General features: G+C 62.9%; 17 protein-coding genes. 4 read left to right on the top strand and 13 right to left on the bottom strand.

Features of this window, described 5'->3' with window-relative positions; genetic code table 11:
* Positions 1–110 precede the first annotated feature (110 nt).
* From PQQ53_RS23655 to PQQ53_RS23645, 3 genes are all read left to right on the top strand, one after another.
* Positions 111–1,163 carry an OmpA family protein gene (locus PQQ53_RS23655; RefSeq protein ID WP_408326589.1) on the top strand — a complete coding sequence of 351 codons (1,053 nt, stop codon included), beginning with the start codon at positions 111–113 and terminating at the stop codon, positions 1,161–1,163.
* A 109-nt stretch (positions 1,164–1,272) separates the two neighbouring features.
* Entirely contained in the window at positions 1,273–1,914 is a 642-nt protein-coding gene (locus PQQ53_RS23650; protein ID WP_408326586.1) for a response regulator, read from the top strand.
* Positions 1,911–2,312: an Hpt domain-containing protein gene (locus PQQ53_RS23645; protein ID WP_408326583.1), complete on the top strand. Its 402-nt coding sequence runs from the start codon at positions 1,911–1,913 to the stop codon at positions 2,310–2,312. The genes PQQ53_RS23650 and PQQ53_RS23645 overlap by 4 nt, the downstream gene beginning before the upstream one ends.
* A 38-nt stretch (positions 2,313–2,350) precedes the next feature.
* On the opposite strand, the gene PQQ53_RS23640 is transcribed toward PQQ53_RS23645, so the two are convergent.
* The 13 genes from PQQ53_RS23640 to PQQ53_RS23580 all read right to left on the bottom strand — a co-directional run bounded on the left by PQQ53_RS23640 (position 2,351) and on the right by PQQ53_RS23580 (position 14,767).
* Positions 2,351–3,184, bottom strand: coding sequence for a lytic transglycosylase domain-containing protein (locus PQQ53_RS23640; RefSeq protein ID WP_408326580.1), 834 nt, complete (start codon positions 3,182–3,184; stop codon positions 2,351–2,353).
* Between the two features lie 23 nt (positions 3,185–3,207).
* Complete coding sequence (locus tag PQQ53_RS23635; RefSeq protein ID WP_408141759.1) at positions 3,208–3,996, bottom strand: TadE family protein; 789 nt, start codon at positions 3,994–3,996, stop codon at positions 3,208–3,210.
* Between the two features lie 89 nt (positions 3,997–4,085).
* On the bottom strand, positions 4,086–4,436 hold the full coding sequence (locus PQQ53_RS23630) for a DUF192 domain-containing protein (protein ID WP_408141758.1): 351 nt from the start codon (positions 4,434–4,436) through the stop codon (positions 4,086–4,088).
* Complete coding sequence (locus PQQ53_RS23625) at positions 4,433–5,314, bottom strand: type II secretion system F family protein (protein ID WP_408326577.1); 882 nt, start codon at positions 5,312–5,314, stop codon at positions 4,433–4,435. The genes PQQ53_RS23630 and PQQ53_RS23625 overlap by 4 nt, the downstream gene beginning before the upstream one ends.
* Positions 5,315–5,317: 3 nt before the next feature.
* Positions 5,318–6,166, bottom strand: coding sequence for a type II secretion system F family protein (locus PQQ53_RS23620; RefSeq protein WP_408141756.1), 849 nt, complete (start codon positions 6,164–6,166; stop codon positions 5,318–5,320).
* 10 nt (positions 6,167–6,176) lie between these two features.
* A complete protein-coding gene (locus PQQ53_RS23615) occupies positions 6,177–8,114 on the bottom strand; it encodes a TadA family conjugal transfer-associated ATPase (RefSeq protein ID WP_408326574.1) in 1,938 nt (645 codons plus the stop codon).
* Positions 8,115–8,135: 21 nt separating this feature from the next.
* Entirely contained in the window at positions 8,136–9,962 is a 1,827-nt protein-coding gene (locus PQQ53_RS23610; RefSeq protein WP_408326571.1) for a type II and III secretion system protein family protein, read from the bottom strand.
* Positions 9,963–9,992: 30 nt separating this feature from the next.
* Positions 9,993–11,075: a Flp pilus assembly protein CpaB gene (gene cpaB, locus PQQ53_RS23605; protein WP_408326568.1), complete on the bottom strand. Its 1,083-nt coding sequence runs from the start codon at positions 11,073–11,075 to the stop codon at positions 9,993–9,995.
* 20 nt (positions 11,076–11,095) lie between these two features.
* Positions 11,096–11,302, bottom strand: a complete 207-nt coding sequence (locus PQQ53_RS23600; protein ID WP_408141752.1) for a hypothetical protein — start codon at positions 11,300–11,302, stop codon at positions 11,096–11,098.
* Between the two features lies 1 nt (position 11,303).
* Entirely contained in the window at positions 11,304–12,032 is a 729-nt protein-coding gene (locus PQQ53_RS23595) for a hypothetical protein (RefSeq protein WP_408326565.1), read from the bottom strand.
* Positions 12,029–12,919: a hypothetical protein gene (locus PQQ53_RS23590; RefSeq protein ID WP_408326563.1), complete on the bottom strand. Its 891-nt coding sequence runs from the start codon at positions 12,917–12,919 to the stop codon at positions 12,029–12,031. Before PQQ53_RS23590 ends, PQQ53_RS23595 begins: the two co-directional genes overlap by 4 nt.
* A gap of 18 nt (positions 12,920–12,937) precedes the next feature.
* Positions 12,938–14,455, bottom strand: coding sequence for a pilus assembly protein TadG-related protein (locus tag PQQ53_RS23585; RefSeq protein WP_408326560.1), 1,518 nt, complete (start codon positions 14,453–14,455; stop codon positions 12,938–12,940).
* A 42-nt stretch (positions 14,456–14,497) separates the two neighbouring features.
* Entirely contained in the window at positions 14,498–14,767 is a 270-nt protein-coding gene (locus tag PQQ53_RS23580; RefSeq protein ID WP_408326557.1) for a Flp family type IVb pilin, read from the bottom strand.
* A 728-nt stretch (positions 14,768–15,495) separates the two neighbouring features.
* On the opposite strand from PQQ53_RS23580, the gene PQQ53_RS23575 reads away from it, so the two are divergent.
* A complete protein-coding gene (locus tag PQQ53_RS23575) occupies positions 15,496–23,154 on the top strand; it encodes a YadA-like family protein (protein WP_408326554.1) in 7,659 nt (2,552 codons plus the stop codon).
* The last annotated feature ends 89 nt before the right edge of the window (positions 23,155–23,243 follow it).

Genomic DNA, 23,243 nt, shown 5'->3' with positions numbered 1-23,243 from the left:
GCGATTCTGAATTCTCTGACGCAATTCTAAGATTGCTCCCATTCCCGATGGGGCTGCGGGTCTGCATACTCTGAGCCTTCTAAAAAGAATGCGCTCGGCGGAGATAGACCATGAAATTCCCGCTAACGGCGCTGGTCGGTGCGTTGGCCTTGGCCGGCTACACGGACCATGCGGCGCGTGAACGGCTCGGCATCGAAGAGGGGAGTGCGCTGAAAACTGGCATCGGGGCCATTCAGAGCGAAGCCGCGGGCGCGGCCAATGCGCAATGGATCAACATCTACGCCTCGATCAAGATCCGCCGTGCCGCGCTGGTGTCATTGCAGGCGCGGCTCGATCAAACGCCGGGCGGCAAGACCGACTACTTCCACGCAAAGGCGCAATGCTGGATCGATGCAGCCAGACAGGCGCGCGACACGCAAGACAACAGGAGTTTCGTCGAGGAATCGATCGGCGAGGCGGCGATGATCACGATGAACCTCGAACGCGGCACGCCGGTGTCCGCTGCAAATCCCATGCTATGCACCGTGTCGATGGTGCGCCCCGATCTCTGGACCATCGTCAATGCAATCAAGGCCGACGCCGCCGTGATTCATTGTCCGCAAGCGCAGGCGCCGCTCGCGTGTGCCGAAGTCGACTTGATGCAAGCGGGGCACGACGCGTGGATGCGCGGTTTTGGCAATGCCGGGAAACGCCTGCCCGACGTGCGGGAGAACTTGCGCAAGTCGGCGGAAACGGCGCTGCCAAAGGAGGCGCTCCGGCCTGAACCGGCGCTGGCACACGCGCCGCAAAAAATCACGCTGCGGGGCGACTCACTGTTCTGCTTCAACGGTGCCGACGCCGCCGCGATGCTGCCACGCGGCAAGCTCCGTCTCGATGCCATCGCGCTAGATCTGAAGAAGGCCGACGCCACGCGCGAACTGACAATTACCGGCTACACCGACCGCCTGGCTGACGAGGCCTACAACCAGCGTCCGTCGTTGCTGCGTGCGCGAACCGTCGAGCAGTATCAACGAACGCGCGGCGTGACGTGGCCGATCGTCGTGCAGGGTCGAGGCAGTGAGAATCCGCGAGCCGAATGCTGGCAAACGAAGCGCGACGAACGGGTGCGATGCCTCGCGCCCAATCGCCGGGTCGAGATAGAACTGGCAGGCGCGGCTTCATAGGCCGACCTGTACGACGCTAATAAAAAACAGGTACACCGCACGGTTCGACGTAGCTTCCAGGCTGACGATGACGAGCAGCGTCGACAAGGTTTCGAGGGGGAGTTCATAGATGTCAACTATTCTGGTTATCGACGATCATCCGGCGTTCCGTATGGTCATCAAGATGCAACTCATGCAGGTGCTGGGTATCGAGGAAGTCATCGAGGCCGACAACGGACAGACCGCCGTCGAATTGGCCCGCCAGCACACGCCGAAACTCGCCATCCTGGATCTGGATATTCCGCGCATCAGTGGACTCGACGTGATTCCGCGGCTGAAGCTCGTCCATCCGTCGATCCGGGTGTTGGTCCTGTCGGGCCATGACCCCGCCACGTTTGCGCCGCGTGCGATGCGCTGCGGCGTCCATGGTTTCGTCGGCAAGTCGCAGGAGATGAAGGAGATCATGCGGGGCGTGGAGGCAGTCCTCGCCGGCTACACCGTGTTTCCGGTCACGACCACCAGCGGCCTGCCGCCCGCCCACGGCGCGTCCCTCGATGAGGAAGAGCGCGTGAGGCTGCTGTCGGATAAGGAACTGGTCATCCTGCAGATGCTCTCGAAAGGCATGTCGAACAAGGCGATCGGCGACGCGCTGTTTATCAGCAACAAGACGGTCAGCAGCCACAAGACTCGCATCATGCAGAAGGTCGGTGCGAAATCGTTGGTGGAACTGATCGATCTGGCGCGGCGTTGCCGGATTGCTTCGACGCAATGACGTGGGACGCCGGCGCGATGATGCTACCGACGCCCGCGTACCGCGCGCGTGCGCTCCACGCGAAAGCTCTCGAACTGGCGTGTGACGATCACCTGGTCGCCGCACGTCTGCTCGAAATGATTGCCGAAACCAATCGAACGACGCTCGCGTCGTTGCAGGAGAGTGTTGCTGCGTCGTCGTGGGATGCCGTGGCTGGCGCCGCGCATCGGATCGCGGGTTCGGCGCGTCTGCTCGATTGCGGCGAACTCATTGCATTGCTCGCCGCAATCGAAGCGGCGGCGCGTGAGCGGCAGCAAGCGGTGGTTGGGATGCTCATGCCGTTGCTGGTCGACGCGTTGGCGAAGCTCAAGTTGTCGATCGACGCAGCGGTGGGCGACGTCCGTTTCGCACAAAGTTGAGCGATGCGCGCCTGTCGCCGGTCTTGCCAGACAATCGGTCAGTTACCGGTTGCGGCGCGGACCACCAGCGAGCGTCCGCGAACGTCCCCCGCCACCTCCCGTACCGATGCACTGCTCGCGGGTGCCCGAGCCGCGCGATACCACCTGTATCGCGCGATAACCTTGGGCACATAACTCATCGTTTCCGCGTACGGCGGTATCTGTCCACCATACTTTCGCACCGCGCCTTCGCCGGCGTTGTAGGCCGCGAGCGCGAGTGGCAGCTCGCCGAACTGCCGCGTGAGTTCTCGCAGATAATGCGCACCCGCAGCGATGTTCTGGCGCGGATCGAACAGATTGGATGCACCGTGCCGTTGGCCCGTACCGGGCATCAACTGCATGAGGCCGGTCGCGCCTTTGGACGACACCGCTTGCGGGTTGCCACCGGATTCCACGTCGATCACGGCCATCAGTAGCGCGCTGTCGATATCCGCGACGTGCGCGGCTTCCTCGATGATCGGCGAGAGCGCCATCACGCGGGCGGCGATCGATGCGGACGTTTGCCGCATCGCGTCGGTCAATCGCGAGTCGCCGGGCTGGAGTAGCACGGAGTGCGGGCTGGTGTCGTCAGGAAGTGAGGAGGCCTCCGGTGGCGCTGCGGCGGGAGGTGCTGCGGAGTCGCTGTCGTCTGTCATGCCGCCGATCATCATGACCACGCCCGACGTGCGGCGCAGGTGGACCGATGCGCTATCGGCGGCGAGCGCGTAGCCCGGCACGCACCAGCTTGCTGCGATCAAGCCGGCGAGCGCCAGCGATTCAAGCGACCCCGGCAACCGACACGACCTCTTCTCCCGCAACGCTGCGCCCGACACCACGCGATGTAACGCGGACAATTTCTTCTCCACGCGATTCGCCATCAGTTGTTCGCAGCATTCGACGAATGGCTACCGGTGGAGGCGGCAGGATCGCCCGAAGGATTCGGCGAGTCATTCAACGCAGACGCCCTAAGCGGCGACTGCATGCGTACGATCGCTTCCGAATCCAGCGAGAGAGGCCAGCGGCCTGTCTCGATGCCATCCTTGAGTCGGGTCCGGCAAAGATCGTCGCCGTTTTTTGGGTAACCATACGGGTCCTGGTTCAGATTAGCCGGCTCGCGCGTGAGGAGGCCGCCCGTGCCGATGGTGCCGATTACGTTGGCCGCGTAGTAAATCACCTTGTTGGCGAGCGGCACATACATGTCATAGCAGTAGTGCACATGAATTTTCAGCAGGTTCGCGTCCTGGATATTCACGCCCGACTTCGCATCGGCCGGGATCGACGAATCGCGATACATGAGCGAATCGTTGGGGACCTCCATGTAGGTGGCCGCCTCGTCTGCGTAATAGCGTGGCTGCGAATAGTCCCTGATGGCCGCCACCGTCGGATTGAGGATCGTGATCACGCTGAAGTCGGCGGCGTCGGTTTGCGCTTTCGCCAGCGCTTCGGCGGCGCCGTCGGCGCTCGCCTTGCGCGCGTAGAGCGGCGCGAGGCCGCGTGCGAGACCATTGCGCATCGCCTGCACTGAGCCGTGATTGACCGCGCCTTCGCGGGCGGCTTCGAGCACGGCGACATCCAGCGTTGACTTCGCCTGATACAGCAGCACGAACTGCAGCGTGCCGAAACAGACGAACAGCAACGCCGGCGCAATCACGATGAATTCCACCATCGATTGACCCGATTGCCGAAGCCTGCGCGCACCATGGGCGCAGGCTGCGCGGCGCGACGCTCGTGGCCCGAATTTGAAATGGCGACGGGTCACGAGACTGCCTCGAAAACGAGCGGATCGCCGACGGACAATCCATGCTGGCTCGCGCCACCTGCCGGCATTTCTAGCGTTAAGGTCGCGCGAAGGTTGAACAGCACGCGGCACCTCGGCACATCGCGATGAATCGCGACGATGCGCCGATGCCGGTCGACAAACACCACGTCGATGGCAAAGCGCATGCCGAACGTATGCACCGATCCGCAGCGTTCGAGCAGCAACGCTTCGCCGGGGGCAAGGTGATCGCGGCTGAGCAGGCCGCGCAGCCGTTCCCGGGTGGTTTCCGTGATCGACACCTCGACACCGGAGTCGCGTCCGCGAACGTGGAGACGAGCCGCCTTCACAGCAAGCCCGCCTGGACGAACTTCATCGCGATCGGGAAGCCCAGCACGATAAACGTGACCGGAAAGATGAACATCAGCAGTGGGAAGATCAGCTTCACCGGTGCTTCCATCGCCTGCTTTTCCGCGCGCTGAAAGCGCTCCGAGCGGCGCTGTTCGGACTGAAAGCGCAGCGATTTCGCGAGACCCGAGCCCATTCGTTCGGCCTGCACGACGGCGCCCACCAGGTTGGTCACTTCCTTGATGCGCAAACGGTCGTCCAGGCGGCGCAACGCTTCCGTGCGGTTCAGGCCGGATTTGAGGTCGCGCAGCACGTGTTCCAGTTCCCATCTTAATGGTCCCGTTGGACCTTTTTCGACCGCTTTCTGAATCGCGCCGTTGACGTTCAGGCCGGCTTCGACAGCGAGCGTCAGGAAGTCGAGATAGAGCGGCAGATGCTTGCGGATTTGCGCGACGCGGCGCCGCCGCACGTCGCGGGTCCAGAGGCGCGGGTAGAAGTAGCCGAGAAGGCCCGCGCCGATCAGTGCCAGCACTGACCACATGCCCAGCAGCAGCATCAGCAGCAGCGCGACGAGCATGGCCAATGCCGCGCCGATGATCGACAGCGCGATGAACTGCCGTGCGTTCATCAGGAACGTGAGCGATGTCAGCCGCAACTGCAGATCGGTTCTCTCGACCAGCTTCGGGCTGAACCGGCTGCCGACATGATGGACCACGAAATTGACGAGCGGCCAGAGCGGCCGTAGCGACTTCGGCAGCGGATCGAGAAACAGGCGATTCTCCAGCGGCACCGCGCCGATGAGGTTGATGATCGATTTGCCGCCGATGCCGACAAACACGATCACGCCGATACTGACGACAAGAGCAATGAATAGCAGCATAGGTCACACGTCGATGTGGGTGATTTTTTGGATCGAGGCGTAGCCGAGTATTTCCATCACGCCGATCACTGCGAGTGTGGCCCAGCCGACCGGTTCGCCGAACAACGGCGCCATCGCCGTGGGTTCCATAAAGTGCAGCACCAGCATCAGAAAGAGCGGCAGACAGGTCATCACGATGCCTTGCATGCGGCCTTGCGAGGTCAGCGCCCTGATCTTGCCTTCCATCTGCAGTTTCTCGCGCAACGTGCGCGCGACAGACTCCAGTGATTCGGCGAGATTGCCGCCGACTTCACGCGCGATCGTGACGGCGGCGGTCATCATCAGAAGGTCGGGGATCGGGATGCGCTTTTCGATGTTGCGCATCGCGATGTCCAGATCGATGCCGAGGCGGATTTCGCGCATCAGCAGATCGAACTCCTGCGAGATCGGCGCGGTGGTCTCGTGCACCACAGCTTCGAGCGCGCTCGGAAAGCTCGCGCCCGCGCGCAGCGCGCCGGACATCATCAGCAGCGCGTCGGGCAGTTGCTTTTCGAGCGCCTCGATGCGCTTGCGACGCATCCGCGCCAGATACCGCCTGGGCAGCACAAGCGCGATCGGCACGCAGGCTGCGGCAATCAGCAGGCTGTGAGTCAGCAGAAACACCGCGAACGGCAGGCCGAACATCAGCAACAGGCTCCATGCGGCAGCCTTCTGCCGGTTCACGAACACGAAGGCGTCGGCGAGCGATGACTCGATTTCGCCTGCCATCTGCCGCGTACCGGCTCTGAGCGTGACCGTACCGGTGCGAGCGACCAGCAAAATTAGCGCAAGGCAGCCGGCGAACGTGAGCGCGAGAATAAAGGAAAGCGTCATAGCTGGCCTTTCAGTTGACGCGCGTGAAGATGTCGGTATTCACGGGAATGCGCCGGCGAATCAGCTCCTGATAGAAATCGGGGATGTACGCCGTGGGCACGAACTTGCCGCGAATCTTGCCGTCCTCACCGAAGCCTTCTTCCTTGAACACGAACACGTCCTGCAGCGTGATCACGCCCGACTCCATACCGCTCACTTCCGTCACATGCGTGACGCGGCGCGAGCCGCAGGAAAAGCGCGACTGCTGCACGATGAGATCGACCGCCGAGCTGATCTGTTCGCGGATCGCCTGCACCGGCAGGTCGAGCCCGGCCATCAGCGTCATGACTTCGAGACGCGCAATGCAGTCGCGTGGCGTGTTGGCGTGCAGGGTCGTCAGCGAACCGTCGTGGCCGGTGTTCATCGCTTGCAGCATGTCGAGCGCTTCGCCGCCCCGGCACTCACCGACCACGATCCGGTCGGGCCGCATCCGCAAGCAGTTCTTCACCAGATCGCGGATCGGGATCGCGCCTTTGCCTTCCATGTTTGCGGGACGTGCTTCGAGCGACACGAGGTTCGGTTGTGATAGTTGCAGCTCCACCGCGTCCTCCACGGTGACGATGCGTTCGTCGTCGGGAATGTAGTTGGACAGCACGTTCAGCAAGGTTGTCTTGCCCGAGCCGGTGCCGCCGGAGATGATGATGTTGGCGCCCTGCTCGACGGCGGTATGCAGGAACTCGAGCATGTCCGGCGAGACCGAGCCGAACTGGATCAGATCTTCGCCTTGCAGCTTGCGTTTCAGGAACTTACGGATCGTGATGCTCGGCCCTTTCAGCGCGAGCGGCGGGATCACGGCGTTGACGCGCGAGCCGTCGGCGAGACGCGCGTCGACCATCGGCGAGCTTTCGTCGATGCGGCGGCCGATTGGCGCGACGATGCGCTCGATCGCGCCGAGCACTGCGCGGTCGTCGGTGAAGATGACGGGCGATCGGGTCAGGCGGCCGTCCTGCTCGACGAAAATTTCGTTGTGGCAGTTGACCATGATTTCCGACACGCTCGAATCGGCGATCAGTTCTTCGAGCGGACCGAGCCCGATAATTTCGTCGAACACGCTTTTCTTCAGCGTGGCGAGCGGGACGTCCGCCGTGTGGAAGCTGCGGTCGTGATTCAGGATATCGTCGAGCGCGGCGCTGACGGTTTCGCGCAGTTCGTCTTCTTCCATGCGCGCGACGTTCAGACGCCGCAGGTCGAGCGCGGCGATGACCTTCATGTGCGCCTGCTTGCGCAGTTCGATGCCGAGCGGACTGTTGATCGGCGCAATGGGTAGCGCGGCGGCCGCGGTCCGTTTGGCGTAGGGGGTGCGCGTAGGTAGACGCGTATCAGGGACGGGCTGGGGGCGGGTGGTGGTTGCGTTGCCGGGTACGCCGGGCGATGGTTGCGTGGCCGGGGCGGTGGGGACGGCGGAGATTGAGCGGTCGGCGGCGGCCGGGTTCAGCGAGCCGCCTTGGGCGAGTGCCGCAGCGCGAGCGGTGAGCGAGGGCTCGACGTGTGTCGATGCGGGAGCTTGTGGTAACTGCGTCGGCTGGATTGGTTGCGATAGCGACGCTGATTGTGCCGAGTGCGCGAGCTGGGCGGCTTGCGTCGCGGCGTGTGCAGCCTGCGACGCCTGCTGCGCCGCGCCCACGCCACGAACAATCCTGATCGTCGTCATGCCGACCTCGATCTGGTCCGCCTCGGTCAGCGGACCAAACCGCGTGATCGGCGAGCCGTTGACGAGCGTCGCCACGATGCCGCCCTGGTCTTCGATGTAATAGGCGTTGTTTTCCCGAACGATGCGTGCCTGCAGCTTGCCCGTGAGCATCCCTCTGACGACGATGTCGCAGCTCGCATTCTTGCCGATCGTGCAACCCTGTTCGATCTGCAATGTCCGCGTCGGCGCATGGCGCGTGTGAATCTGAAGATTGAGCATGATGTTCTTTGACTGCGCCGATCAGTTGGCCGGATTGCCGAGCACGCCGACCTGTTGCGGCGGAACCTTGCCGTTCAAAACCGGCTGTGCGGGGTCGCGTGGCGCGCTCGGCGCCGCAGGCGGGTGCTGCGCGGCGATCAGCATGCGCAGCGTTTCGGCGATGGCCTCTGGCGGCATGCTGGCAGCCGCCGTCGATTGCGTCGATTGCGTCGATTGCGTCGATGGCGGCGAGGCACGGCCCGATGCGGGCAGGTCCTTCGATGCCTGGTTGGAAGGGAGCGTTGATGCAGGCCCCTGCGTCGCCCCGCTCACCGACGCGGGCGAGCGACGCGGATCACGTTGCGGGACAGATGTCTGAGACGACCCACGCCCGGAAATGGAAGCCGGATCAGGCGCTTGCTCCGAAACCGGCATCCGCGTCTGCTCCACCGCCGGCGTGCTGCGCAGCGGCGCCGGTAAAAACGCGGGCGTGGCCGTGATCGGCTGGCGCGGCGCGACGATGCGCGTCGCCTTTTCCTCATCCGCCACCAGCGGCTCGGGATTGCCGTATTCCTTGCGGAAGGCCTGATCCACGGTGTCGGCGCGCGCCAGCAGATTCGTGTTGGGATCGAGCGCCGGATCGGAGATGAGCGGCGTCACGAAAATCACCAGATCGCTTTTCTTCGCGCGGAACGCGTCCGAGCGGAACAACTGGCCGATGATGGGCAATTGGCCGAGAAACGGCATACCGGTGGAATTGTTCGCCACATCCGCGCTGATCAGACCGGAAATTGCGAGCGTCTCGCCAGCCCGCATCGAAATATCCGAACTCGTGTTGCGGGTCAGAAAGCCCGGCATGCCGCTGTAGGTCACCGTGGGATCGATCTGGCTGATCTCGGCGGTCAGGTGCGCCGAGATAATGTTGTTCGCGTCGACCACCGGCACGATGTTCAGTTTGATCCCGTAGTCCTTGTACTGCACGTTGGTTGTGCCCAACGCGCCCGATTGCGGTATCGGCACCTGGCCGCCGGCGAGGAAGCTCGCTGTTCCGCCGCTCTTCGTATTCAGCTCGGGCGCGGCGAGAATGTACGCGTCGCCGTTGCTGACGGCGAAGTTGATCTGCGACGTGATGTTCGACGCGATGCCCGCGAGGAAATAATTCGTGCCCGCGGTGACGGCTTTGGCCGCCCCCGTCGCAAAGGTCGCGGCGCCGGCGACCTGCGGGCCGTTGAACGCGCTGTCCCACGCAATGCCGAGGTTCCTTTGCCCGTTGCGGGTCACTTCCATGATCTGCACCTTGAAGTGGACCGTCTTCTTTAGCGCGTCGCCTTCATCGACCTTGGTGGTGTCGATCACGTTCTTCATGTCTTGCGTGGCGGCTTTGACGATCGACACCATGTCCCGATGCACGACACCGGACAGGACGATATTCGAACCGATGGGGTCGATCTGCAGTCCCGGCACCGACTTCAGCACCGAGCGCAGTTGTTGCACCGACGCGTTCACTTCCGCTTTGGCGATGCGTACCGTGGCTTGCAGCGCGATGCCTTTCTCGTTCCAGACCACCAGCGACGTGATGCCGTCCCGTTCGCCGAGAAGCATCAGGCTGCCGTCGACCACATTCGCGGTGAGCAGCCTGCCGTTGCCGATCGCGATACGTTTTATCGTGCCGGGGAGATGGAGAATCCGCACTTCGCCGCTGAACATTTCGAGCACACGGGTACTCGCGAACGCGTCGCCCGAAGCAGTGGCTGGCGGATAGACGGTTTGTGCGAATGCGGTCGGAGCGGCTCTGCACATCACGATGCCGATGAGGACGGACGGCAGGACCCGATGACGCAATCGCGCCGCATTGTGTTTGACTTTCATGGCGTGAAACCTGGGCTCTGTACTTGAGTTCTACCTGGACGGGCTGGGTGCCACGGCCTTCTGCAGTTGTTGCGCGATGGCGTTGGCCTGCTCGTAGAGGCTGGGCTCGCGCTGTGCCGTTTCGCTCTGCGGGGCGGCGGCCGCGGCGCCCTCGGTGCGAGTCGACTGCGCGGGAGCCGGCTGCGGCCCAGGACCGACCAGCACGCTGCTGCCATTCGAACCGCCGCCCGAAATCATTTCGACGACCTGAGCGGCCGGACCGCCGCCGGGCGTCGGCGCGCCTCGCGTGGGGTCGATGAACACGTCGCTTTCCTGCACCAGTGGCGGACCGTCACTGCCTTTGTCGTCGGCGTTGCGCAGGATCAGGCGCAAGCCGCCGATCCGCTGTGCAAGCGCGACGCGCGGCACGTCGTCGACCGGCACTTGCAGCGTGACGGTCGTGTAGCCCATGCCTTGCTGTCGGCTCATCGCGTTGTTGCCGGCATTCGCCGGGTCTTGCTGTGCGGCTTCGCCCGCGTCGCGCGGACGAATGTCCTGACCGGTTGCGAGCACCAGCACGTTCGCCATCAATAGTTGGGCGACTTTCTTGTCGTCGGATGCATGGTCTTCGCGGAACACTTTGCCGAGCCAGTACAGATCGACCCGGTTGCCTGGGCGAAGGAGCAGCGCCGTCGAGTTGACCGTATCGATTTCGACTGTCAATGCGCGCTGTCCCGCCGGCAGTGCGTCCGAGAAGTCGCGGCCGCGCAGCGCGTCGATGTCGCCGGCACGCAGCGGCAGACCACGTCGGACCGGTTTGACGAGATGCGCCGTGCGGTATGGGCCGAAGTCGTCCGGGCGGATCATGTCGTCGTAGACCATGTCGCCCGGAATTTCGCGGGCGACGAATTCGCTGCTCGACAACGGTGTGCCGACGGGCACGTCATGCGCCGGCACGACGACCTGCACGCCCGAGCGCACGGTTTGCGCGGCGATGTCCGCTTTGAGTTTGGTCTCGCGATCGTTCAGGTACGTGTAGAGCAGGAACGTGAGACCCCCTGCGACCAGAACAGCAAGGAACAGCAGTACCCAGGAATTCGCGAAGAGCGAGCGGAGGTTTATTTTCTTGAGCATGGACAATCGACCGTGGCCGGTCAGGGAAGCGATAGGGTGAAGCTGTAAGCGCCGAACAACGACTTCAAGCCGGTGACGAGTGCGGTGAACGGTGCGACGGTGTCGCCCGTCTCCATCAGCAGAATGCCGATCAGCGCGGCGGTGACGACGAGATATTCCGCGTACGCCTGGCCGCGCTGCCGGCTGCGCCGCGTCGCGAAGAGAGGGAAACGTCCCGGTTGTTGCATCTCAGCGGTTCCTTATTGCATTGACGACCGCGACGGTCTTGCCGTCGCGATCCGAAAAACTGACGTCCACGCTATCGCTGCCGTGTCGCATCGCGAATGCCGTGCCTTGCGCGGATGCCGCGCCACTGGAGCGATAGTCCGGCTGGTGGCCTACGCTCACCCAGCCGCGCGTCGCGAGATGGTTGCGATAACGCTGCGCGTTCCAGCGCGCGTCCCCGAGGATGTCGAGCTGCCACGTGCGCCCCGTCTGCCCGGGGTCGCGGCTCTCGACATCCGAAACCACCTTGCCGTCTTCCGGCAGTGGCACGGCGGCATCCGGAAGGCGATGCTCCGACTGGCCGCCACCGAGCCGGATCACGCTCATGAGTCCGCGTGTGCGCTCGCCTGGCTGTTGCGGCGCAATGCTCAGCACGTAGAGGCACTGGCCGTCCAGTGCGCTCAATAGCCATCCTGATGAACTCGGCAGGCCTTTCGCCGGCACGTCTTCGCGACGCCAGAAGTCGCGGAATGCGTTCGATACGTCGTCCACCGCGCCGGCGAATTGCATCCCTGTGACCGAGGCCGGCACACCGTTGACGATCATGTCGCGGCCGATGGCCACCGTGCCCTGTGGCTGCACTGGCATCTTGTTGCAGGCAGCATCGGCCGCCGGAATGCCGGCGATCAGCGCGCCTGCCAGGCAAGCGCCGCGCACGAGGCGAGCCATGCGCTTCATCGGCTCGAACGTCATGGATTCAAACGATCTGGCGGGACGACGTCTCGTCGGATGCGGCCGAACTCAAGCGTCGAAATTTCCGGGGCGTACTTCTGCAGCCCCGAATAACCGCCCGATGGCACGAGCGTGGCGTGCGCGGCCGGTACTGCCTCGCTGAACAGCTTCTCGTTGCTGGTGGCGCCGTCCGGCACCCAGGCGTTGCTCATCAATACGTTGGTGTCGGAGAAGGTGAGGCCGCTGAAGGCGGGCAACTGATCGTCTTTTGGCCAGAGCCGCTTCAGCACGTCGCTGCTCTGCGCGATGGAAATGCTGACGGAGCCGGACTGCAGCGTGCTCGTCGGCAGGCTCAGGTGCGCGCTGTAGGGTGTCCCCGCAGCAGTGGGAACGGACCACTGGGCAAGGGCTACGCCGCTCTGGGCGCTGGCGGGATCGGCTGTCTCGCTGGTGCCGACCGCGACGTCATTCACCGATGCCAGCAGAGGATGCCCGCCGTAGTCTTTCCACATGGCTGGCTGGGACGAGGCCAACTGGGTCTGTTGGCGGTCGAGGCTGGAGATCGGCGCGGCGTCGCCGGCCATCACGCGTTGCATCACTTCGGCCTTGAGTTCGGCGTCTGCTTTGGCGACGCTCAACGCGGCGCTGCCATAGGTGCTCGACCAACCTTCCGTGGTGCCAGGATCGGCGGCGAGGTTCTTCTTCCCGTCGCTGTCCGTCCACACGGTGCGCTCCCATGCGACGTAGCGGGAACTCATCAGCGTGCGGTTGCGTACGTCGTTGAACTTGCCGAGCATGACGATCGCGAGCAGCAGCACGCTCATGACCATGACCATGGACACGAGGAATTCCGCCATCGCCTGACCCGATTGCGCGGCGGCTTTTACGTAGGTTTGACCTTGTCTCATTGCGTATGAAGCTCGGGATCAGGGCTGTGAGGCGACTGACATCTGGCTTTGCTGAGCCGCGGCGCGTTCGCTGGCGCTGACCGGCGCAAGCGCGGCTTGCCAGTACGGGCTGAACAGACTCGGGTATTCGGTCTTCTGGTCAGGGCGCGCCCATTGATCGGCGTTCAACAGGCCGCCGATGATGGAAACGCCGGAAGAGGTTTCATCGGGCCGCACGAAATAGGCATGGTCGCTCGACAGCGCGCGCATTGCGCCGCTGGGCGCATCGATGTCGACCTTCATGATGCCGCCGCCTTGCAGGCCGGTGGTCTTGAGCAGCGTATCGGTGTTGCGCGTCACTTCGATCGTGATGCGTGGCGCCTGGGCGGCGAGCTGTGTGCCGCGCACTTCCTGATAAGGCAGCAGGCCGCCGTTCACCGGGTCGAGCGAAGGACCGGGGGTCTGGCTGAACTGTTCCGCCATTGAGCTCGGCACCCGGCCGGGCACCGACGTGCCGGTGTAGCCGAAGTTGAAGTAGCCGCCATAGCCTTCCCAGTCCTCCGCCGCCACGAACGGCGGGTGGGTCATGAAGCTGGTGATGTTGCCGTTCGCACTGCCGCCGTGACCGGCAATGGATTCGATCGGCCCGATACAGCTGATTCTGAGGAGCGCGGTGCTTGCGTCGATGGACTGCCAGCCGGCTTTGTCGCTGCGAAGCTGGGTGCCGCCGTCGTGCGTCACGTTGATGGTGAACGTGCTGTTGGCGCCGCATATTTTGTTGGCGCTGTCGTTCAGTTGCTGGAAGTTCGGCGCGACGCTGCGCACCGAGTCACGATTCTTGACGAAACCGTCGAGGGTGTCAGGGTTCGTCACCACGTCGGCAAAGTCATCCTGACCGAGGTTGCCCGCGGGCGTGACGCTGGCCGTGTACGAGGACCACGCCGCCAGTTGCGCCGCGTTGCGATCGCTGATGAAGTAGCCGGCGGTGACGTGCGTGTCAGGCTGGTTGAGTTGCGCGATTGCGTCGGCCGTGTCGGGGACCGCGGTGAAGACGGCGGTGTGATAGTTGGCCTGCGCCACGCTCAGCGCGCGATTGAGCTCGCCGATGTCCCGGGCGACCGTGGGCAGCAGCGCGTCGAGCGCGGCACGCACCGGCGCGATGTCGGCTTTGCCGATCTGTTTCGGTGTACTCCATTGCGCAGGATGATCCGCCAGCGTGGTGACCGTCGTGTCGAGATTCGACTGCGAGTAGGTCGCGTCGAGTTCGTCGATCCATGATTTCAATGCGACCACCTGCGCGGCCGTGACCTGATTGGCGATCATGGCGCGGTTCGTGTACGCGGAGAAGTTGTAGTCGCGTGCCTGCAGCACGGCTGCGCTGTATGCGGCGGCGTCGGCCGTGTTCTGAAGTTTGATTTTGGCGCTGGTCATCTGGAGCGAGTCGAACGCCACATAAAGGCCGATGCAACCGACCAGCAGAAACAGCAGTGCAGGGACCAGCGCCTGCCCGCTAGCGCTGGCGACCCTGGCCCTGCCCTCGCGGGCAGAGCGGTTCATGGTGGATATCGCTGATTTCGGTGAGGTTACTTTTTGTTCGCTTTAGTTGTTCCCGTTATACGTGCCCATGTTCTTCGCGGTCTCCGCCTTCGTCGTCGCTGTGTTCGCATTGGTTTTCGCGGTCGAAATGTTATCCCCCGCATCCTGGCCGGACATTTCCATTGCAAGGCCAGCGGTCTGGTCACGCAGCGTCCGACCGAACAGCGAATACACGGCAATGGCCGACACCGCAATCAGGGCGACGATGATGATGTATTCCGTCATGCCCTGGCCGAGGTGTTTGTTGCGACGGCAAGTGTGTGAGAGTTTCATGATTTGTATTAAAAAAATGGGTGTCGGCTGAACACGTTTGCGCCGATTTTTGGCGTTACATGTGAAATTAATTAATAATTAATGCCCCTAAAAACGCAGGCAACGTGTCGGGACGAAGTATAGGAATGTATTTATCTTGAAAATCGAAGAAAGTTCTGAATCTCAATGACGCAATTTCGCATGACGTGCGGTCAAAAAAATCAGATGAACATCGGAGCATTTCATCGATGTCGGAGCGTGAACAGGCTAACGTCCGGCATCGTGCGCGTGGCGCAGCGCATCGCCGCGCGTTTCCCGGTGCGAGCGGGAGCGGCCCGAAATCCCTGCCGGCTAAGGCGATCGTTCGGCCCCTTCGATCTTGATGGTGGCCGCGGCGCTCGTCTGTGGCACCTTGCGCGATTTCAATCGGTCGTCCACACGCTGCTGTTGTAAAGGCGCCACGAGAGAGCGCGCAAACAAGATTTTTTTAGATTCGTTTAAACGGCTCGGATTCAAGCTGGGCGTGCTTAATGCCAGTGATTGCGATTTTTCCCGTGTTTATACGGACAATTCCTGCGTAGTTTACGCATTTCCTGATTTTTATGGATAGGGCTGCCAGTTAAATTTGCGACGCGTGAAAAACTTTAGTCGAGCCTTAAAAGCGCCGGCCAGTTTTTTTGCGGGAGGCGTGTGCGCACGATTTCTCAAATCGAACTGCAAGCGGGGCTTGCCCTTTATTCAAGGAATGTATGAATAAGTCGTATATCAGCGTCTGGAATGACGTTTCCGGAACGTGGGTGGCTGCACCCGAGACTGCCAGGACACATTGCGGAACGGGAACTGCATCCTCGCGGACTATCACGTCCCGAACGGAAACGGCAAGCCGACTGGCGGTGCCGCTCAAGGCTGCGTTCATGCCGATCGCGATGGCCATCGGCGCGGCCATGTTGCCGGGTACCGCGGTAGCCCAGGCGTCAACAGGCAACGGCGGTCTGGAATTGTGCCCGGGCGGCGCAGGTGGGGTGGGGTCCTCATGGGGGCCGCTGTCGAGCGCTGTCGGTGTCATGGATTGCTCCTCGACCGGTGAGAATAGTGCTGGCATGTCCTTTTCGTTGAACAACGCGGCAACCGACAACGGCGCATGGGGCTTCAACACCAACAACATCACCGCCCGCGTCACCGGCTATGACGATGGCCACCTCGAGCTCAAGGGCACGGGCGGCATCAGCATGCTCAATAACGTCAGCATGACGGGCAACAAGGTCACCGATCTGGCAGCGGGTGACGTCTCGTCGGATAGCACGGACGCAGTGAACGGCCAGCAGCTTTATCAAGCCACGCGCTATTTCAAGGCGAATTCCGCATCGAGCGATTCGTCGACTGATGCGCAGGCCACCGGACTCAACTCGGTGGCGTCCGGACCATCGGCAAGGGCGCTCCAGACCGATTCCAGCGCATACGGCGCGAACGCTATTGCATTGGCAGCCAGCTCGGTTGCCCTGGGCGCAGGCTCGCAGGCTACCCGTGCCGACACGGTATCGGTCGGCTATCTGTCGCCGGACGGCGTGACAAGCTACACGAGACAGATCACCAACGTGACTGCAGGCTCGGCGTCTACCGATGCTGTCAACGTCGCCCAGCTGGATGCGGCTATCCGCGGCGTGAGCGGCGGCACCGGCATTCCCGTCGACAATCCGGTGACGTACGACACTCCCGTAGCCAGCCTGATTACGCTCAAGGGCGCGACCGGCACGAAGATCACGAACCTGACGGATGGCGACATCTCCAGCGCCAGCAGTATGGATGCCGTGAACGGTTCGCAGCTGTTCAGGACCAACCAGAATGTGGCCGAGGTCGCGAACAACGTTGCTGGCGTGACGAACATTGTCAACAACCTCGTGGCGAATGGCCTCGCGAGCTCGCCGCTCATGGTGGCGTACGACTCGTCCGCTCGCGATACGGTGACGCTTGGCGGCGCGGGCAACACGGCGCAGGTCAAGCTCACCCACGTGGCGGAGGGCGACATCTCGTCCGCGTCTAGCACCGACGCGGTCAACGGCGGGCAGTTGTACCAGACCAACCAGAACCTGGCGACACTGGCGGCCAACGTGGGCGCGTTGGGGCCGAGTCTTTTCGACAATGGCATCAAGTATTTCCATACTAATTCGACGCTGGCCGATTCCTCGGCAGTCGGAACGGACTCGGTGGCGATCGGCGGCGCGGCCCTCGCCTCGGCAGCCAATTCGGTCGCGCTGGGCTCCAACTCGACGGCGGATCGCGCCAATGCCGTGTCGGTGGGTGCGGCTGGCGCGGAGCGTCAGATCATCAACGTGGCGGCAGGTTCGGTGGACAGCGATGCGGTCAACCTGGCGCAGATGAAGGCGGCTATCGCCTCTCTGGGCGCCGGGCCGGGCTCGCCCAACGCGGTCGTCTACGACTCGGCGACGCACGACACGCTCACGCTCGGCGGCGCGACGACGGCCCCACAGGTTCTCGTGACGAACGTGGCCGCTGGCCAGGTTTCGTCGGGCAGCACTGACGCAGTCAACGGCGATCAGTTGTACAAGAGTGCCAGCGGACTTGCTTCCGCTCTGGGTTCCGGTGCGTCGGTCAATTCGGACGGTTCGATCACTGCGCCGGGCTACCTGGTCAGCGGCACCACGTACAACAATATCGGCGACGCGCTGTCCGCAATCAACACAGCAGCGGGTGATCTGGTTGGCGCTGCGAAGTATGTCAAAGTCGTATCGACGGCGCCCGCTGCACTGGCAAGTGGTGCCGAATCGGTGGCGATTGGCGGTGGCGCTGTGGCGACCAAGGCCCGGACGCTTGCGATCGGTACTGGCGCGACGGCAATGTTCGACAACTCGACGGCTATCGGCGTGAATGCTGTCACGGACGCATCCTATACGGTGTCTGTCGGCAGTAGAGGCGCGGAAATGCGCATTACCCACGTCGCCAATGGCATCGATCCAACCGATGCCGTTACGATGGCGCAGTTGGACGCGTTGCAATCTCAGATTACGGGTACGGCGACGAGTGGCGTGAAGTCGATGATGCAGAACTCGGCTTCCGTGTTGAGCTACATTGCGGTGAGTTCGTACACGACCCAGGGTTCGGCCACGTCCGCTGCGGATGTGATGAACGCCATGGCGATCGGTCCGGTCGCAGCGGCGACTGGAGTCGACGCATTGGCCGTCGGCGCCGGTGCTGCCGCAGGCAGTGATTCGAGCACGGCAATCGGCTCAGGCGCGGGAGCGCTGTCGGTGAACTCGACCGCAATCGGTGCGAGTGCGACTGTTGGCGCGCTGTCGGACAACTCTGTGTCCATCGGTTACAACACGCGTGCCAGTTCGACCAACGCATTGGCACTCGGCAGTTACGCCAGCGCCACGAGTCCCGGTTCGGTCTCTGTCGGTTATAACTCGTTCGTCAGTCAGGCGGCCACGAGCGGCTTGGCGCTGGGCGTCAATGCGACGGTTAGTGCTGCGAACAGCGTGGCGATCGGCTCGGGCGCGATCGCGAATCGCGCCAACGTGGTGTCGGTGGGTAACGCCAGCAGGCAGAGCCAGATCGTCAACATGGCGGCGGGTACCAGCAGCACCGATGCGGTGAACGTCAGCCAGCTGTCGGGGGTGGCTGCTGCGATCGGCGGCGGCGCAACGGTGAACCCGGATGGCACGATCCAGAAGCCGAGTTTCACGATCGGCGGACAGACCTATGCTGATGTCGGCTCGGCCCTCGCGGCTACGGCAGGCAACTCGGTGCAATACGATACGCCGGCGCACGACAAACTGACGCTGGGCGGTACGGACGCTTCAGCGCCGGCAGTGACGCTGTCGAACGTGGCCAACGGCGTGGGCGACAGCGACGCCGTCAACGTGGGCCAGCTCAAGCAATTGGGCATGAACGTCGACGACAGCGGCAATCTGACGAATAGCTTTGTCGCATACGACGATAAGACGCTCGGCGCGATCACGCTCAAGGGTACGGATGGCACGACAATCGCGAATGTGAAAGCGGGCGAGCTCTCGGACAAGAGCCTGGAAGCGGTAAATGGCAGCCAGCTGTACGAAACGAACGCGAACGTGGCCAATGTGGCCGGCAATCTCGCCAACGTTGCGGGTAACGTGGCGAACATGGGCGACGTCCTCAACAACATCGTTGTTGAGGGTGGAGGCATCAAGTATTTCCACGCGAATTCCACGCTTGCGGACTCCTCGGCAACCGGGGTCGACGCGGTCGCGATCGGTGGCGCAGCCAGCGCAACGGCAGCCAACTCGGTGGCGCTGGGCGCGAACTCGGTTGCGGACCGTGACAACACGGTGTCGGTGGGGGCGGCCGGTTCGGAGCGCCAGATCATCAACGTGGCGAATGCTACGAATAACACCGACGCAGTGAATCTGTCGCAGTTGCGGGCGTTGGGCGCGAACGTCGACAGCAGTGGTGCGGTGACGAGCACCTTCGTTGCATACGACGATGCGACACTCGGCGCGATCACGCTCAAGGGTACGGATGGCACGACAATCGCGAATGTGAAAGCGGGCGAGCTCTCGGACAAGAGCCTGGAAGCGGTAAATGGCAGCCAGCTGTACGAAACGAACGCGAACGTGGCCAATGTGGCCGGCAATCTCGCCAACGTTGCGGGTAACGTGGCGAACATGGGCGACGTCCTCAACAACATCGTTGTTGAGGGTGGAGGCATCAAGTATTTCCACGCGAATTCCACGCTTGCGGACTCCTCGGCAACCGGGGTCGACGCGGTCGCGATCGGTGGCGCAGCCAGCGCAACGGCAGCCAACTCGGTGGCGCTGGGCGCAAACTCGGTTGCGGACCGTGACAACACGGTGTCGGTGGGGGCGGCCGGTTCGGAGCGCCAGATCATCAACGTGGCGAATGCTACGAATAACACCGACGCAGTGAATCTGTCGCAGTTGCGAGCGTTGGGCGCGAACGTCGACAGCAGTGGTGCGGTGACGAGCACCTTCGTTGCATACGACGATGCGACACTCGGCGCGATCACGCTCAAGGGTACGGATGGCACGACAATCGCGAATGTGAAGGCGGGCGAGCTCTCGGACAAGAGCCTGGAAGCGGTAAATGGCAGCCAGCTGTACGAAACGAACGCGAACGTGGCCAATGTGGCCGGCAATCTCGCGAACGTCGCGGGCAACGTGACGAACATGGGCGACGTCCTCAACAACATCGTTGTTGAGGGTGGGGGCATCAAGTATTTCCACGCGAATTCCACGCTTGCGGACTCCTCGGCAACCGGGGTCGACGCGGTCGCGGTCGGTGGCGCAGCCAGCGCAACGGCAGCCAACTCGGTGGCGCTGGGCGCAAACTCGGTTGCGGACCGTGCCAACGCGGTGTCGGTGGGGGCGGCCGGTTCGGAGCGCCAGATCATCAACGTGGCGAATGCTACGAATAACACCGACGCAGTGAATCTGTCGCAGTTGCGAGCGCTGGGCGCGAACGTCGACAGCAGTGGTGCGGTGACGAGCACCTTCGTTGCATACGACGATGCGACGAAGAATACAATCACGCTCCGCGGTGCGGGTGCGACCGATGCGGTTCTGTTGACGAACGTCGACAAAGGTCAGCTCGCTGCGTCTAGCAGCGACGCAGTGAATGGCGCTCAGCTCTACAACGTGGCGCAGTCGACCGCCAAGGCGCTCGGCGGCCAGGCAAGCCTTCTAGCGGATGGCACACTGTCCCAGCCGTCGTACGTGATTACTGGCTCGACCTATGCCGATGTTGGTTCGGCCCTGTCCGCTGTCGATGGCCAGCTCGACCAGATCAACACGAACTTTTCTACCAATCTGAAATACGTCAAGGTCGTGTCGAGCGCGGGCACAGCGCAGGCTGGCGGCACCGAGTCGATTGCAATCGGCGGCAACGCACTCGCGACCAAGGCGAATTCGTTGGCAATCGGCGCAGGCGCTACGGCAGCCTTTGCCAATTCGACGGCGCTTGGCGTGAACGCAATCACGGATGCGGAAAACACGCTGTCTGTCGGCGCCAAGGGGCAGGAAGTGCGTATCACCCATGTCGCGGACGGTATCAATCTGACCGATGCGGCGACCGTGGGCCAACTGGATGCGCTGCAGACCCAGCTGCTGGCGAACGCCGCGTCTACCAGTGGTGTGAAGTCGATGATGCAATCCTCGGCTGCAGTGTTGAGTTATATCGCGGTGAGTTCGAAGGTAGTCCAGGGCGGCAACACGACAGCTTCGGACGATTTGAACGCCATGGCAATTGGCCCGATGGCGAGCGCTACGGGTGAGGGGGCCTTGGCAGTCGGCGCGGGCGCGATTGCCGGCAGCAGCGGATCGACCGCGGTCGGCACGACCGCTGCAATTGCGTCCATCAATGCTACGGCAATCGGCGAAGGTGCATCGGTTGGCGCGTACTCGGACAACGCGGTGTCGATCGGTTACAACGCCCGTGCTAGCGGCATGAACGCAACGGCAATGGGCACGACGGCAAGTGCCACGAGTATCGGTTCCGTTGCGATTGGCTATGGTTCGTTCGCGGCCCAGGCCGCCACGGGCGGCATGGCGCTGGGTCTGAACTCGACGGTTAGCGCAGCCAACGGCGTGGCGATCGGCTACGGCGCGATTGCCGACCGTGCCAATGCTGTCTCGGTGGGTAACTCCGGCCGGCAAAGCCAGATCATCAACGTGGCAGAGGGTACCAGCAATACCGACGCGGTAAACTTGGGTCAAATGACTGCAGCGATCAATGCTGCCGCCGGCGGCGGTTCGCCTGATGCTGTCATTTACGACACCCCGGCGCATGACAAGCTTACGTTGAACAACGGCGGCGCGGCGGTGACGGTGTCGAATGTGGCGGCAGGTGTTGCCAACAACGATGCCGTGAACGTTGGCCAATTGACGGCGATGGGCGCGAAGTTCGATACCAGCGGCAACCTGTCGAACGCATTCGTCGCGTATGACGATGCAAACAAGACACAGGTTACGCTCGGCGGTACGGGTTCAACCGTGCCGGTGGTGCTGGCGAACGTTGGCGCGGGGCAAGTCGCGTCGAGCAGCAAGCAGGCAATCAACGGTTCGCAACTGTACGGCGCGATGAGTAGTACAGCCGCCGCGTTGGGTGGCGGCTCGACGGTGAACTCGGACGGCCAGGTCAGCAAGCCCGTGTACACGATCGATGGTAATTCGTACAGTGGCGTCGACTCCGTAGTAAACGCCCTGAATGACAAAATCAAGACGGGTGGCAATGCTGACGGTGTGGCCTACGACACCTCAGCGCATGACATGCTGACTCTGGGCGGAGTAGGCGCCAAGACGCCGGTGACCATTGCAAACGTGGCCTCAGCTACGGCAGACGACCAGGCCGTGAACCTCAAGCAAATGAAGGACGCTGGCTTGAGCGTCGACTCGTCGGGCAACGTGACCAACTCGTTCGTCACGTATGACAACGCCGGCAAGACTACGCTGACCTTTAACTCGGGCGGCACACCGACCCAGTTGAAGAACGTGGCAACAGGCGTGGACGCGACTGATGGCGTCAACGTCGGGCAGATGCAGTCGTATGTCTCCACGTATGTCAACACCAATGGCGGTGGCGGTGGCGGCACGGCAAACGCCGTTGCCTACGACGATTCCTCGAAGAGCCAGGTGACGTTAGGCGGCACGGGGGCTCTCGCACCGGTCAAGCTGACGAACGTGGCGGAGGGCACCGCAGCGACGGACGCGGTCAACTATGGGCAGTTCTCGAGTCTCCAAAGCCAGTTGAACAACCTCCAGGCCGGCGATGGCACGGGCGGCAGCACGTACATCAACGTCGGCGCGCCGGGGGCGGGCGACAGCGGTACCGCTGCGGTCGCATCGGGCTCGGACTCCATCGCGATCGGTAGCGGTGCTGCGGCAACCGGCACGGAGTCGATCTCGATCGGCAAGGCCGCAGTGACGGCGGGTAACGGTTCGGTCGCGTTGGGTTCCGGCGCGACGGCTCCGAACACCAACTCGGTCGCGCTGGGTGCAGGCTCCACGACGGATCGCGACAACTCGGTGTCGATGGGAGCGGTCGGTGCGGAGCGCCAGATCACCAACGTCGCGGCGGGTACGCAGGGTACCGATGCGGTCAACATGAATCAGTTGAACAGTGCCATGGGCAACATGAACAACTCGATTCATAACATCGATCGCAACGCGGCCAAGGGTATCGCTTCGTCATCGGCACTGAACATCGTCACGCCGTATCTGCCGGGTCGCACCACGTTGAACGCCGGCATTGCCAACTACCGTGGCTACCAGGCTGTGGGTCTGGGCGTGTCTCGCTGGAACGAGAAGGGCTCGATCAACTACAACCTCGGCGTGTCCACCTCGGGCGGCAATAGCACCATCGTCCGCGCTGGTATCGGCATCGTCCTCGGCAACTAAGTAACGGCCGCAAGGCTTTGAATCGAAGCTTGAGACGTTAGCCGTCTGGGTCGCACGGGAAGCTTCCGTGCGACCCTTCCATGAGAGAC

It is taken from the genome of Paraburkholderia strydomiana (assembly GCF_046030495.1).
Classification (GTDB): domain Bacteria; phylum Pseudomonadota; class Gammaproteobacteria; order Burkholderiales; family Burkholderiaceae; genus Paraburkholderia; species Paraburkholderia strydomiana_A.
This window is presented reverse-complemented; position numbering and strand designations above follow the sequence as displayed.